Genomic DNA, 13,224 nt, shown 5'->3' with positions numbered 1-13,224 from the left:
TGCCATGTTCAAATCGCGCTCGTTGATTGCTGCAGTGACCTGTTTCGCCCTGGCGGCTGGCCCTGGCATTGTTGTCGCGGACCCGGGCAACGGCAAGGGAAATGCTCAATTCGATCAAGGTCCCGGTCAAGGGCAGGGAGGCAAAGGCGGACAGGGCAACAAGGGCGGTCAAGGAAATCCCGGTAACAAGGGCAACCAGGGCGGCAAAGGCAACCAAGGCGGTGGCGGTGGCGATTGGCATAACGGCCCGAGCCTTGACCGCGGCGGCATCCTCGGTGTGATTGGCGGTTATCGCGATTACTGGAGCCCCGGCCCGGCGTTGCCGCCAGGCATCCAGAAAAATCTTGCACGGGGCAAGCCGTTGCCACCCGGTATCGCCAAGAAGCTTGATGGGCGACTGCTGGGGCGGTTGCCGCACTATGACGGTTATGAGTGGCAACAGGTCGGCACGGACCTGATCCTGGTGGCGATCGCCACTGGCATCATCTATGAAGTGCTCAATGGCGCGTTCGACTAAGTCGGAGTAATGCCAATCAGTTAAGCAAAACACCTGTGGGAGCGAGCTTGCTCGCGAAAGCGGTGGGTCAGCTTGCGATGCTGTTGGTTGTGCCGCCGCCTTCGCGAGCAGGCTCGCTCCCACAGTTTTTTCCGGGTTGTTCTCGGGTATCGCATTCAGCACAAATCCCCTGTGGGAGCGGGCTTGCTCGCGAAAGCGGTGGGTCAGCTTGCGATGCTGTTGGCTGTGCCGCCGCCTTCGCGAGCAGGCTCGCTCCCACAGTTTTTTCCGGGTTGTTCTCGGGTATTACATTCAGCACAAATCCCCTGTGGGAGCGGGCTTGCTCGCGAAAGCGGTGGGTCAGCTTGCGATGCTGTTGGCTGTGCCGCCGCCTTCGCGAGCAGGCTCGCTCCCACAGTTTTTCCGGGTTGTTCTCGGGTATTACATTCAGCACAAATCCCCTGTGGGAGCGAGCTTGCTCGCGAAAGCGGTGGGTCAGCTTGCGATGCTGTTGGCTGTGCCGCCGCCTTCGCGAGCAGGCTCGCTCCCACAGTTTTTCCGGGTTGTTCTCGGGTATCGCATTCAGCACAAATCCCCTGTGGGAGCGGGCTTGCTCGCGAAAGCGGTGGGTCAGCTTGCGATGCTGTTGGTTGTGCCGCCGCCTTCGCGAGCAAGCCCGCTCCCACAGTTTTTCCGGGTTGTTCTCGGGTATCGCATTCAGCACAAATCCCCTGTGGGAGCGAGCTTGCTCGCGAAAGCGGTGGGTCGGCTTGCGATGCTGTTGGCTGTGCCGCCGCCTTCGCGAGCAGGCTCGCTCCCACAACTGGATCGGAGTACGACTGGGAGAACCAGGTCGGCTGTCAGGCCGCCTCGCGAGCAAGCTTTGCTCCCACAGGTCCTGCTCAAACAAGTCTGATGGCGGTACGACCGGGAGAACCAGGTCGGCTACTAGGCCGCCTCGCGGTGGACGTTGATCTCGGCGCCCCGTTAACCACGATGGCTGAACGCAGGTATTGCGTAGTGGGCATCCCGGCATGGATGCCGGGATAGCCGCGCTGGGCCATGGATGGCCCTTCGCGGCGGGCCCACGGAGCAATGCCGGAGTGAGGGCATGCCGAGCCTAAGCGAGGCACCGAGTGGTGGGGCAATGCGCTTTTGGTTACTTTTGGCGCTCTTCCAAAAGTGACCCGCCGTCAGGGCGGAACCCTAAGCAGCCGTTACCGCAGCAACGGATATGTACTCAATCAACAAGAGCCAGCCCACTCCCACAAGTTTCGTATCAGCTCTCCAGTTGTCGCAAGCGTTTGTACAAGGTATTGCGGCTGACCCCCAGCCGTCGCGCCAGGTGTGAAATATTCCCGCCCACGGCCTGCAACTGACGGTTCAGGTCCTCGGCATCGTTGAGGTCCACCGTCAGCGGCTCAGGCGTTTCCACCGGTTCCATTTCAAGGTCGACAAAGAAATCGTCGGGCAGGTGTTCCGGGCGGATCGGCTGTTCCTCGGCCATCGCCAGGGCCACTTGCAGCACGCTGCTGACCTGCCGCAGGTTGCCCGGCCAGGGGTGGCGATCGAACAGATCCAACACCTCGCGGCTCAGGCCGGCCCATTGGGTCGGTTCGCGGTGGTGTTCCCAGAGACGTTTGAACAGGGCCTGCTTGTCGCTGCGTTCGCGCAGGGGCGGCAGTTCCAGGGTCAGGCCGCCGATGCGGTAGTACAAGTCTTCGCGAAACCGCCCCAGTTGCACCTGTTCACGCAGCGAGCGGTTGGTGGCGGAGATGATGCGGATGTCCACCGGGAACAGCTCGGCGCTGCCCACTGGCTGCACGCAACGTTCCTGCAAGACCCGCAGCAGCCGGGCCTGGGTCGGCAGGGGCATGTCGCCGATCTCGTCGAGAAACAGCGTGCCGCGGTCGGCCTTGCGGATCAGGCCGATGCTGCCTTTCTGGTTGGCACCGGTGAAGGCGCCTTTTTCATAACCGAACAATTCCGACTCCACCAACTCGGCGGGGATCGCTGCGCAGTTGACGGCAATAAACGGCTGCTTGCAACGCGAACTGGCCTGGTGCAGGGCTTTGACGAAGACTTCCTTGCCGACGCCGGTCTCGCCATGGATCAGCAGCGGAATGTCCTTCTCCAGCAAACGCTCGGCCTGGCGCACGGCTTTCTCCACGCGGCTGTCACCGAAGTGCAGGGTGTTGAGGCTGATAGCGTTGCTGGCGGGGGCCGGCGCAGGTGCTGTTTCGGTGAACACGCGAGCCTTGATCGACACCTGGCTCGGGCGCCTGAGCAAGCACTGGAAACGATTGCTGCCGGACGCTTGCAGGGCGAACGGCAGGCCGTCGGGCTGGTTCAGCAGTTCCAGCAGCGAGACCTTGAACAGGCTTTCGATGCTGACCCGTGACAGGCTCAGGCCCAGCAGGTTGTCGGCCCGGCGGTTGGCGGACAGGACCTGGCCGCTCTCATCGAAAATCAGCAGCCCGGCCCATTGGCTGTCGAGGTTGTTCAGGCCGGTGTTGAAGGTCAGTTGAAAGTGTTCACCGCGAAACAGGTTGAGGATCAGCCGGTTCTCCACGGTCTGGCTCATCATCTTGACCATGCCCAGGGTGTGGGACGGCGGCAGGTAGCTGTCGCTGGAGACGTCCAGCACGGCGATGACCTTGCGCTCGGCATCGAAGATCGGCGCGGCGGAGCCGGTCATGAAGCGATTGGCCTTGAGGAAGTGTTCATCGTGTTCGATGTGCACCGCCTGTTCGCAGGCCAGCGCGGTGCCAATGGCGTTGGTGCCGGTGCAGCGCTCCATCCAGCTCGCCCCGGCGCTGAAGCCATGGGCCAGTTTCGGCTCGATGAAACGCTGGGTGCCCCAGGAGGTCAGCACTTGGCCCTGGTTGTCGGCCAGCATGATCAGGCAGTTGGAGTTGCTCAGGATGTTCTCGTAATACGGCAAGACTTCCTGGTGGGTGGTCTGCACCAGCGAATGCTGGCTCTCCAGCAACTGGGCGATGCCTTGGGCGGGCAGCTGGTCGAAGGCCGGCACGCTTTGATGGTTCAGGCCGAAGGCGCGGCAACGGGACCAGGAGGCCTGGATGATGGCCTCGTGGGACAAGGCTGGGGCAGGTGCGGCCATGGGGCACTCTCGCAGGAGCTGTTTTTATTGTTGTGGCAAGTCTCGCACAGTCTCCTTGTGCTGGGGCAGGCCTGAATACCACTTCATACACAAACCCTTGTGGGAGCGGGCTTGCTCGCGAAAGCGTCGTGACAGTCGATATTTGTACTGACTGACACACCGCCTTCGCGAGCAAGCCCGCTCCCACAGGATCGCAGTCAGGCTAGCCGAAAACGTTCTTTCAGTGTTGTTCAAAATTGTTCATTGTCAACCCGCGTTTTGTTCAGTTGTTCATTCATGGCTGTTCACTTGTGTTCATCAACGAACGTATTTTTTCAGCGGATCAATGAAAATATCAATCTGATCAAAGGCTTGTGATTTCTGGCACGGCTTTCGCTTTCTAGCTCGGGTCGCTTGACTCCAATAATAAAAAGGCCGAGCCATGTCATTAAAGCTTGAGCACATCTGTCGCACCGTCGAAGGCCAGACCTGGATCGACGATGCCAATCTGAGTTTCGAACCCGGATCCTTCAACGTTCTGTTGGGCCGCACGCTGTCCGGCAAGACCAGCCTCATGCGCCTGATGGCCGGTCTGGACAAGCCCGACAGCGGCCGCATCCTGATGAACGGCGTCGACGTCACCAATCGCCCGGTGCGACTGCGCAACGTGTCGATGGTTTACCAGCAGTTCATCAACTACCCGACCATGACCGTTTTCGAAAACATCGCCTCGCCGTTGCGCCAGGCCGGTGTGTCCGAGGACGTCATCCAGGGCAAAGTCCTGGAAACCGCCAAAATGTTGCGGATCGAGAAGTTTCTCAAGCGCCATCCACTGGAATTGTCCGGCGGCCAGCAGCAGCGCACCGCCATGGCCCGGGCCTTGGTCAAGGACGCCGAGCTGATTCTGTTCGACGAGCCGCTGGTGAACCTGGACTACAAGCTGCGTGAAGAGCTTCGCCAGGAAATGCGCGAATTGTTCCAGGCCCGCCACACCATCGCCGTCTACGCCACCACCGAGCCCAACGAGGCGCTGGCCCTGGGCGGCACCACCACGATCCTGCATGAGGGCCGGGTGATCCAGAGCGGCAAATCCTCATCGGTGTATCACCAGCCGCAAACCGTGCTGGCCGCCGAATTGTTCTCCGAACCTCCGATCAACCTCATGCCAGGGCGCATCGTCGGTAACGAGGTGAGCTTCGCCAATTTCGTGCATTTCCCGCTGAACGTCGATCTGCGCCCGGTGGGCGAGGGTGAGTTCCGTTTCGGCGTGCGCCCCAGCCATATTTCCCTGGTGCCGAGCAACGACGACGACCTTGAACTGGCGGTGACTGTCGAGGTGGCCGAGATCAGCGGTTCGGAGACGTTCCTGCATGTGCGCAACGAACATTTCCTGCTGGTGCTGCACTTGCCAGGGGTGCATGAGTACGACGTGGACGCGCCGATCCGCATCTACATTCCGACCCATAAACTGTTTGTCTTCGATGCCCAGGGCAAGCTGGTCCAAGCCCCAGGGCAGCGTATCGCGAGGGTTGCCTGATGGCCGAAATTCGTTTGCAGAACCTCGCCCACAGCTACACCAGCACCCCGGCGGGCCCCGAGGACTACGCGATTCGCGAGATGAACCACATCTGGGAGCAGGGCGGTGCCTATGCGCTGCTCGGGCCTTCGGGTTGTGGCAAGTCCACGTTGCTCAACATCATCTCCGGCTTGCTCAGCCCTTCCGAAGGGCAGGTGATGTTCGACAGCAAAGTCGTCAACGACCTGACCCCGGAGCGCCGCAACATCGCCCAGGTGTTCCAGTTCCCGGTGGTGTACGACACCATGACGGTGTTCGATAACCTGGCGTTCCCGCTGCGCAACCAGGGCATGGCCGAGGCGAGGATCCACACCAAGGTGCAGGAAATCGCCGAGGTCCTGGACCTGCAGAACCTGCTGGACAAAAAGGCCCGCAACCTCACCGCCGACGAAAAACAGAAAGTCTCCATGGGCCGCGGGCTGGTGCGCGACGATGTGTCGGCGATCCTGTTCGACGAGCCGCTGACGGTGATCGACCCGCACCTGAAATGGAAACTGCGGCGCAAGCTCAAGCAGATCCACGAGCAGTTCAACATCACCATGGTCTACGTCACCCACGACCAGTTGGAAGCTTCGACTTTCGCCGACAAGATCGCCGTGATGTACGGCGGCCAGATCGTGCAGTTCGGCACGCCCCGGGACTTGTTCGAGCGTCCGAGCCACACCTTTGTCGGCTACTTCATCGGCAGCCCGGGGATGAACCTGATCGAGGTCACGGCGCAGCCCGGTGGCGTCGGCTTCGGCTCGACCCACTTGCCTCTGTCCGAAATCCTGCAACAACGCGTTGCCGAGGCCCAGGGCAAAACCCTGAAGGTTGGTATCCGCCCCGAATTCGTTCATGTCTGGGACGGCCCCTATGACGACGCGATGCGGGCTGACGTGGTGCACGTCGAAGACCTGGGCACCTACAAGATCCTGACCCTCAACCTCGATGGCGCGCCGATCAAGGTCCGCCTGGCCGAAGACAAGCCTGTGCCCGAAGGCACCGCGTACATCAGTTTTCCGGCCCAATGGCTGATGGTCTATGCCGATGAGTATTTGCTGGAACCGTTGAGCGAGGTGCAGCCATGAACAAGGTGCAGAACAACAAGGCCTGGTGGCTGGTGTTGCCGGTGTTCCTGCTGGTGGCTTTCAGCGCCGTGATCCCGATGATGACCGTGGTCAACTATTCGGTGCAGGACATCTTCGACCAGTCCAGCCGCTACTTCGTCGGCGCCGACTGGTACCGGCAGGTGCTGCTCGATCCACGGCTGCACGACTCGCTGCTGCGCCAGTTCATCTACTCGGCGTGCGTGTTGCTGATTGAAATTCCCCTGGGCATCGCCATCGCCCTGACCATGCCGACCAAGGGCAAATGGTCGTCCCTGGTGTTGATCATCCTCGCGATTCCGTTGCTGATTCCCTGGAACGTGGTGGGCACCATCTGGCAGATTTTCGGCCGCGCCGACATCGGCTTGCTGGGCTCCACCCTCAACGGCCTGGGCATCAACTACAACTATGCGGCCAACACCATGGACGCCTGGGTCACGGTGTTGGTGATGGATGTCTGGCACTGGACTTCGTTGGTGGCGCTGTTGTGCTATTCGGGGCTGCGGGCGATTCCCGATGTGTACTACCAGGCCGCGCGGATCGACCGGGCGTCGAACTGGGCAGTGTTCCGGCACATCCAGTTGCCGAAGATGAAAAGCGTGCTGTTGATCGCCGTGATGCTGCGCTTCATGGACAGCTTCATGATCTATACCGAGCCGTTCGTACTCACCGGCGGCGGGCCGGGCAACGCCACCACGTTCCTCAGCCAGACCCTGACGCAGATGGCCATCGGCCAATTCGACCTGGGCCCGGCGGCGGCGTTTTCCCTGGTGTACTTCCTGATCATTCTGTTGGTGTCGTGGCTGTTCTATACCGCCATGACGCACTCCGACGCCAACCGTTGAGGCCCGCACCATGAGCAAGAGAAAGCTGATACCCCTGCTGATCTACATCCTGTTCCTGCTGGTGCCCATCTACTGGCTGCTGAACATGTCGTTCAAGAGCAACACCGAGATCCTTGGTGGCTTGACCCTGTGGCCGCACGATTTCACCTTCCACAACTACAAGGTGATCTTCACCGACCCGAGCTGGTACACCGGTTACCTCAACTCGCTGTACTACGTGAGCCTGAACACGGTGATTTCCCTGGGTGTCGCGTTGCCGGCGGCCTATGCGTTTTCCCGCTACCGGTTCCTGGGGGACAAGCACCTGTTCTTCTGGCTGCTGACCAACCGCATGGCCCCACCGGCGGTGTTCCTGTTGCCGTTCTTCCAGCTGTACTCGTCCATCGGCTTGTTCGACACCCACATCGCCGTGGCCCTGGCCCACTGCCTGTTCAACGTGCCGCTGGCGGTGTGGATCCTCGAAGGGTTCATGTCCGGGGTACCGAAAGAAATTGACGAGACTGCCTACATTGACGGCTACAGTTTCCCCAAGTTCTTCGCCAAGATCTTCATCCCGTTGATCGGTTCCGGCATCGGTGTCACGGCATTTTTCTGCTTCATGTTTTCCTGGGTCGAACTGCTGCTGGCACGCACGCTCACTTCGGTGAATGCCAAGCCGATCGCGGCGGTCATGACCCGTACCGTGTCGGCGTCCGGTATTGACTGGGGCGTGCTGGCGGCGGCGGGGGTGTTGACCATCCTGCCGGGCATGCTGGTGATCTGGTTCGTTCGCAACCACGTGGCCAAGGGCTTTGCCCTGGGCCGGGTCTGAGGAGTCGATGATGGAATGGATGAACTGGACCGCCCCCACGGCGGCATTCTTTGGGGTCATCGCCTTGCTGCTGGCAGGCATGACCACGTGGGAACTGCGTTCGCCGAGCATCCCTCGGCGGGGTTTCCTGCCGATTGCCACCACCCGTGGCGATCGGTTGTTTATCGGTCTTCTCGGTAGCGCCTACCTGCACATGCTGGTGATCGGCGTTACCGACTGGAGCATCTGGATAGCGTTCGCGTTGTCTTTGGTGTGGCTGTTGGCAGTGATGCGGTGGGGCTAGTCGCGAAGGTTCGCCGATCAGGCTCTTAAACCCAAACAGGAGGTCTCTATGTTCAATAAAAACAATAAGCTGCGACATAGCGTTTCATTGGCAGCCATGCTGGCACTCAGCGGGTTGAGTGCTGCGGCCTGGGCCGACGCCTATGAAGACGCCGCGAAAAAATGGATCGGCAGTGAATTCAAGCCGTCGACCCTGACAGCCGAGCAGCAGCTCGAAGAACTCAAGTGGTTCATCAAGGCCGCCCAGCCGTTTCGCGGGATGAAAATCAACGTGGTGTCGGAAACCATCGCCACCCACGAATACGAGTCCAAGGTGCTGGCCAAGGCCTTTACCGAAATCACCGGGATTCAGCTGACCCACGACCTGCTCCAGGAAGGCGACGTGGTGGAGAAACTGCAGACCCAGATGCAGTCGGACAAGAACATCTATGACGGCTGGGTCAACGACTCGGACCTGATCGGAACGCACTTTCGCTACGGCAAGACTGAATCGATCACCGACCTGATGGCCAACGAAGGCAAGGATTTCACCTCGCCGACCCTGGACATCAAGGACTTCATCGGCATCTCCTTCACCACGGCGCCGGACGGCAAGATCTATCAACTGCCCGACCAGCAATTCGCCAACTTGTACTGGTTCCGCGCCGACTGGTTCGAGCGTGCGGACCTGAAGGCCAAGTTCAAGGAGAAATACGGCTACGAGCTGGGCGTGCCAGTGAACTGGTCGGCCTATGAGGACATTGCCAAGTTCTTCTCCGAAGACGTCAAGGAGATCGACGGCAAGCGCGTCTACGGCCACATGGACTACGGCAAGAAAGACCCCTCCCTGGGCTGGCGCTTCACCGATGCCTGGTTCTCCATGGCCGGTGGCGGCGACAAGGGCCTGCCCAACGGTTTGCCGGTGGACGAGTGGGGCATTCGCGTCGAAGACTGCCATCCGGTCGGCTCCAGCGTGACCCGCGGCGGCGATACCAACGGCCCCGCAGCCGTGTTCGCGACCACCAAATACGTGGACTGGATGAAGAAGTACGCGCCACCGGAAGCGGCGGGCATGACCTTCTCCGAATCCGGCCCGGTACCGTCCCAGGGCGCCATCGCCCAGCAGATATTCTGGTACACCGCTTTCACCGCCGACATGACCAAGCCAGGCCTGCCGGTGATGAACGCCGATGGCACGCCGAAATGGCGCATGGCGCCGTCGCCGCGCGGTCCGTACTGGGAAGAGGGCATGAAGCTGGGGTATCAGGATGTGGGTTCCTGGACATTCATGAAGTCCACGCCGGAGAAGCAGAAACTCGCCGCCTGGCTCTACGCGCAGTTCGTGACGTCCAAGACGGTGTCGCTGAAGAAGACCATCGTTGGCCTGACGCCAATTCGTGAGTCGGACATCAACTCCCAGGCCCTGACCGACCTGGCGCCGAAACTCGGTGGCCTGGTGGAGTTCTACCGCAGCCCGGCCCGCGTGCAATGGACCCCGACCGGGACCAACGTGCCGGACTACCCGCGTCTGGCGCAACTGTGGTGGAGCCACATCGCCGAAGCGGCCAGTGGCGAGAAGACCCCGCAACAGGCCCTCGATGGGTTGGCCAAGGACCAGGACGCGATCATGACTCGCCTGGAACGCTCCAAGGCCCAAGCCACCTGCGCACCTAAGATGAACCCTGAGCGCGATGCGCAATACTGGTTCGACCAACCGGGCGCACCGAAGCCGAAACTGGCGAACGAGAAGCCTAAAGGCGAAACCGTGAGCTACACCGAGCTGTTGAAATCATGGGAAGCGGCACGCAAGTAAAGCCCCAAGCGTGAAAACGAACGGCACCGAAAGGTGCCGTTTTTTTTGCGTGCGCTTGCACCGCCATCGCGAGCAGGCTCGCTCCCACAGGGATCGGCTGTGAACACTGATCTTGTAAACAATCAAAGAACTGTGTGGGGGATATCTGTGGGAGCAAAGCTTGCTCGCGATAGCGGTGTGACAGTCAATGAAGGTGTTGGGTGTCAGCCGGGGACTTGTGCGTTAGCCGGCCTTGGCCGAGCTTACCTGGGAGTGTTCGGCCATGGGCGATGGCTTGTTTTTCATCAACGCGTCCAGCGCTTGCCGGTAAGTCTGGCCCGCCAGGCTCATGCTGTTGTTGTGTGTTGCCCCCGGTACCAGCAGCAGGCGCTTGGGCTCCCGGGCAGCGTTGAACAGTTGCTCGCTGAACCGGGGCGGGACGTAACGATCGGCAGCACCATGGACCACCAGCAGCGGCATGTTGATCTCGCCGATTTTGTCGATGGAGTCGAATTTCTGTGACAGCAACCAGCGCACGGGCAGGGAGGTATTCGCCATCGCGGTGGCGACATCGCCCAGGGAGGTGAAGGTGGATTCGATGACCAGGCCTCGGACCTGGGCAGCACCATTGTTCGCCGCCTCCTGACCCAACTGCGCAGCTAGGTCCACTGCGACGGCACCGCCCAGTGAATGACCGTAGATCAGCCGCAGGGCCGGATCCGGTTGCAGGACCTTGAGACGCTCCCAGGCGATACGTGCATCTTCATAGACGCTGGCTTCCGACGGCAGATCCCCATGGCTTTTGCCAAAACCCCGGTAATCGATCGCCAGCACCGAATAGCCCAGCGCCCTCAGTTGCTGGATACGAAACAACTGGCCGGTCAAATTCCAACGCACGCCGTGCAAGTACAGGATCGCCGGTGCGTTCTTGCGTTCGGCCGGCCACCACCAGGCGTGGATATTTTCCCCGGCCTTGAAGCTCTTGGGCTTGAGATCGAATTCCTGCACACCGCTGGGAAGCCCGCGGAACCAGCTCGCGGTCCCCGGCTCGATGCGAAAGACCAGCTCCCGTTCCTTGTGCTGCAACACACCACAGCCCACCGGCAGGCCGACCACCAATGCGCTCATGACAAGGAAGGCCAGCCAGCGCCGCCGAAGGCGAGAGAATAAAGGTAAAGGCATCGACGTAATTCGCTACTCGAAACTGAAGATGCCTTGTAGCAGATTCTCCGAAAGCGGCGCAGGGATTTCGGACGGTCGTGGCGAGGTAGCAAGCGCCCTCGCCACAGGTATGCACCGCGCCCCTGTCAGTGCACATCCCCGTACTCAACCAGCGTCAATACCTGCGGTCCGGCCGTACGCGACCTTGGGCACGCCCGCCAGGCGCTTGTGCAGTACGTGGGTCAACGACTCGCCTGGCCCCAGGCTGGCATCGCCAAAATCCCCGTCCAGTTGCATCGGATGCACGATGACCTCAAGCGAGCCATATACCGGTGGCGCGGCGTAGTCCAGGTCGGCTGGGGTGCAGACGTAGTCCGCTGTCGCACCGCACAGGCTGCGAATGCGCCGGTTGAACAGGGTTTTGAAGAGGCGCTTGGGTGGGTTCAAGTTCGCCCCCAGGTTGCGCGCCAGGCGCATGGGCACGCCTTGCCTGGCGGCGAAGCGGGCCACCAGTTCGCCAATGGGCCAGATGTTGTGCACATGTTGATGGGAATCGAGATGGCTGGGTCGCAGGCCGTGGTCCAGGCAGTGTTGCCATTGCGCCTGCAGTTCATCTTCCACCGCCGCCAGATCCTTTGAACCCAGGCGCAGGCAATAACGCGACAGGTTCAGGTCGAACTGGCCATCGGCGTCGCAAAAAACCGGTCGCGAGGTGATCGCCTGGCCCAGCGGCGGGCCGTAGCTGAGGTTGAAATGCAGGCCAACGTGGCCGTTGAGCAGCGGTTGCCGGGCCATTTCACACGCCTGATCGAAACCCGGCATGTTGGCCATGACCGTGGCAGAACTGATCACTCCGGTCTCGAAGGCCCGCAGGATCAGCGCATTTTCGCTGAGGCTGAGGCCGAAGTCGTCAGCGTTGACGATCACTTGGCGCGGCATTCGTCTTCTCCTGATTCTTTGAGGGGGACGATGCCGTCGTCGCGGTCGGTTTGCTCCGGCGTTTGCCGAACCATGGCTTCAAGCTTTTCCATAGCCGCAAGGCAAACCCCAGGAGCAAGCCACCGGGCTGCCAGGAGTAAAAACTCCAGCGCCAGTGTTCCAGTTGGCCGGTCATGCGTTCGTGTAGCTGATGGTTGGAGTTCTCCAGGCTGACCCGTGATGCGTCGATCCAGTGCCAGTTCTCGTCCAGCCCCCAGCGAATCCACTCTTCGAGCAAGACCCGGCCGCTGCCCAGGTCGGCATGCTGCGGCAGGAACGCCAGGTTGTAGTCATACAGCCGTCCCTGATCCAGCAAGCCGAGGCGATAGCTGATGCATTCGCCGTTCAGCTCCAGCATCACCACCCGCACCAGGCCTTGGGCGGCGAGGGCGGTGAAGGCGTGGTTCATCCATTGTCGGCGCCTGGGGTCGGCGAAGATGCCGACGCCTTCCTCGCCTTTCCAGCTGGCATCCTCGACATCGGCCAGAGCTCGTAACAATTGCCCCATGCTGATGGCGTCTGGCGTTATCCGGCGGATCTCGGCACCACAAGCAGCGATTCGCTTGCGTGCTCGACGCAGCTTGTAGCGTGGGTCGCCAGAGATTTCCTGATGGTCGCTGTCGCTGATCAAATGCACCGGCACCCGGCAACTCAGGCGTCGTTCTCCGGTGGAACTCAGTGCCATCCAGGCACTGAGGACGCTTTGCTCACCGACCGGCTCGACCACCTCATTTAATTGCAGCAGCGCGTGGGGCAAGTGCTGACGGATCTGCATCAGTGCCTGCCCCATGCCCTCGGGGTCCAGGCGCACCAGCAAGGCGATGCGATCGGCCAATGGGTAACCCAAGTGATGCAACACCCGGAACCGCAGCCCGCCGATACGCTCACGCCCCGATACCAGGGGCAGGCACAGGCACAGCGCCTGGTCCTCCCAGCCCAGCAACACCTGTAACTGCTGGTCCGGCAGCAGGGCGAACTCCGCCGCTTGCAACCAGGCCAGGGTGTTGAAGGGCGTAGCGTCGGGCACCTGGGTTCGCAGCTGGTCATAGGCCGTTATGGGAAAGTCCTCGGCGCCCAGGGAGCGACACCATTGGAACCGGATCGCCATGGGCG

General features: G+C 61.1%; 11 protein-coding genes. 7 read left to right on the top strand and 4 right to left on the bottom strand.

The features are described 5' to 3' along the window. Window positions 1-4: 4 nt before the first annotated feature. Window positions 5-517, top strand: a complete 513-nt coding sequence (locus B0E42_RS12665) for an anti-virulence regulator CigR family protein (RefSeq protein ID WP_014337485.1) — start codon at window positions 5-7, stop codon at window positions 515-517. A 1,258-nt stretch (window positions 518-1,775) separates the two neighbouring features. On the opposite strand, the gene B0E42_RS12645 is transcribed toward B0E42_RS12665, so the two are convergent. Then, a complete protein-coding gene (locus tag B0E42_RS12645; RefSeq protein ID WP_077506519.1) occupies window positions 1,776-3,620 on the bottom strand; it encodes a sigma-54-dependent Fis family transcriptional regulator in 1,845 nt (614 codons plus the stop codon). 421 nt (window positions 3,621-4,041) lie between these two features. On the opposite strand from B0E42_RS12645, the gene B0E42_RS12640 reads away from it, so the two are divergent. From B0E42_RS12640 to B0E42_RS12615, 6 genes are read left to right on the top strand one after another with little or no spacing between them, the layout of a single operon-like run. Then, on the top strand, window positions 4,042-5,136 hold the full coding sequence (locus tag B0E42_RS12640) for an ABC transporter ATP-binding protein (protein ID WP_024616559.1): 1,095 nt from the start codon (window positions 4,042-4,044) through the stop codon (window positions 5,134-5,136). Further along, window positions 5,136-6,245, top strand: coding sequence for an ABC transporter ATP-binding protein (locus B0E42_RS12635; protein ID WP_018608205.1), 1,110 nt, complete (start codon window positions 5,136-5,138; stop codon window positions 6,243-6,245). Before B0E42_RS12640 ends, B0E42_RS12635 begins: the two co-directional genes overlap by 1 nt. After that, a complete protein-coding gene (locus B0E42_RS12630; protein ID WP_014337489.1) occupies window positions 6,242-7,108 on the top strand; it encodes a carbohydrate ABC transporter permease in 867 nt (288 codons plus the stop codon). The genes B0E42_RS12635 and B0E42_RS12630 overlap by 4 nt, the downstream gene beginning before the upstream one ends. A gap of 10 nt (window positions 7,109-7,118) precedes the next feature. Then, a complete protein-coding gene (locus tag B0E42_RS12625) occupies window positions 7,119-7,919 on the top strand; it encodes a carbohydrate ABC transporter permease (protein ID WP_014337490.1) in 801 nt (266 codons plus the stop codon). 10 nt (window positions 7,920-7,929) lie between these two features. After that, the gene (locus tag B0E42_RS12620; protein WP_014337491.1) at window positions 7,930-8,202 is read left to right on the top strand and encodes a DUF2160 domain-containing protein; all 273 of its coding nucleotides are present in this window, start codon (window positions 7,930-7,932) and stop codon (window positions 8,200-8,202) included. A 48-nt stretch (window positions 8,203-8,250) separates the two neighbouring features. Next, complete coding sequence (locus B0E42_RS12615) at window positions 8,251-9,993, top strand: ABC transporter substrate-binding protein (RefSeq protein WP_018608208.1); 1,743 nt, start codon at window positions 8,251-8,253, stop codon at window positions 9,991-9,993. A 222-nt stretch (window positions 9,994-10,215) separates the two neighbouring features. On the opposite strand, the gene B0E42_RS12610 is transcribed toward B0E42_RS12615, so the two are convergent. From B0E42_RS12610 to B0E42_RS12600, 3 genes are all read right to left on the bottom strand, one after another. Continuing rightward, window positions 10,216-11,154, bottom strand: a complete 939-nt coding sequence (locus B0E42_RS12610) for an alpha/beta hydrolase (RefSeq protein WP_053180613.1) — start codon at window positions 11,152-11,154, stop codon at window positions 10,216-10,218. A gap of 144 nt (window positions 11,155-11,298) precedes the next feature. Continuing rightward, the gene (locus B0E42_RS12605; protein ID WP_139353144.1) at window positions 11,299-12,072 is read right to left on the bottom strand and encodes a ChbG/HpnK family deacetylase; all 774 of its coding nucleotides are present in this window, start codon (window positions 12,070-12,072) and stop codon (window positions 11,299-11,301) included. Continuing rightward, the gene (locus tag B0E42_RS12600; RefSeq protein ID WP_077506642.1) at window positions 12,044-13,219 is read right to left on the bottom strand and encodes a GNAT family N-acetyltransferase; all 1,176 of its coding nucleotides are present in this window, start codon (window positions 13,217-13,219) and stop codon (window positions 12,044-12,046) included. The genes B0E42_RS12605 and B0E42_RS12600 overlap by 29 nt, the downstream gene beginning before the upstream one ends. Window positions 13,220-13,224 lie beyond the last annotated feature (5 nt).

It is taken from the genome of Pseudomonas sp. A25(2017) (genome assembly GCF_002001065.1).
Taxonomy (GTDB): domain Bacteria; phylum Pseudomonadota; class Gammaproteobacteria; order Pseudomonadales; family Pseudomonadaceae; genus Aquipseudomonas; species Aquipseudomonas kilonensis.
The sequence above is the reverse complement of the archived record's forward strand: the minus strand, read 5'-3'. Positions and strand labels throughout refer to the sequence as shown.

Excerpts from the sequence above, each read along its gene's own strand:
- B0E42_RS12665 (WP_014337485.1), top strand. The coding sequence starts at position 5 with ATGTTCAAATCGCGCTCGTTGATTGCTGCAGTGACCTGTTTCGCCCTG.
- B0E42_RS12615 (WP_018608208.1), top strand. The coding sequence starts at position 8,251 with ATGTTCAATAAAAACAATAAGCTGCGACATAGCGTTTCATTGGCAGCC.
- B0E42_RS12640 (WP_024616559.1), top strand. The coding sequence starts at position 4,042 with ATGTCATTAAAGCTTGAGCACATCTGTCGCACCGTCGAAGGCCAGACC.
- B0E42_RS12630 (WP_014337489.1), top strand. The coding sequence starts at position 6,242 with ATGAACAAGGTGCAGAACAACAAGGCCTGGTGGCTGGTGTTGCCGGTG.
- B0E42_RS12600 (WP_077506642.1), bottom strand. The coding sequence starts at position 13,219 with ATGGCGATCCGGTTCCAATGGTGTCGCTCCCTGGGCGCCGAGGACTTT.
- B0E42_RS12625 (WP_014337490.1), top strand. The coding sequence starts at position 7,119 with ATGAGCAAGAGAAAGCTGATACCCCTGCTGATCTACATCCTGTTCCTG.
- B0E42_RS12635 (WP_018608205.1), top strand. The coding sequence starts at position 5,136 with ATGGCCGAAATTCGTTTGCAGAACCTCGCCCACAGCTACACCAGCACC.
- B0E42_RS12645 (WP_077506519.1), bottom strand. The coding sequence starts at position 3,620 with ATGGCCGCACCTGCCCCAGCCTTGTCCCACGAGGCCATCATCCAGGCC.
- B0E42_RS12610 (WP_053180613.1), bottom strand. The coding sequence starts at position 11,154 with ATGCCTTTACCTTTATTCTCTCGCCTTCGGCGGCGCTGGCTGGCCTTC.
- B0E42_RS12605 (WP_139353144.1), bottom strand. The coding sequence starts at position 12,072 with ATGCCGCGCCAAGTGATCGTCAACGCTGACGACTTCGGCCTCAGCCTC.
- B0E42_RS12620 (WP_014337491.1), top strand. The coding sequence starts at position 7,930 with ATGGAATGGATGAACTGGACCGCCCCCACGGCGGCATTCTTTGGGGTC.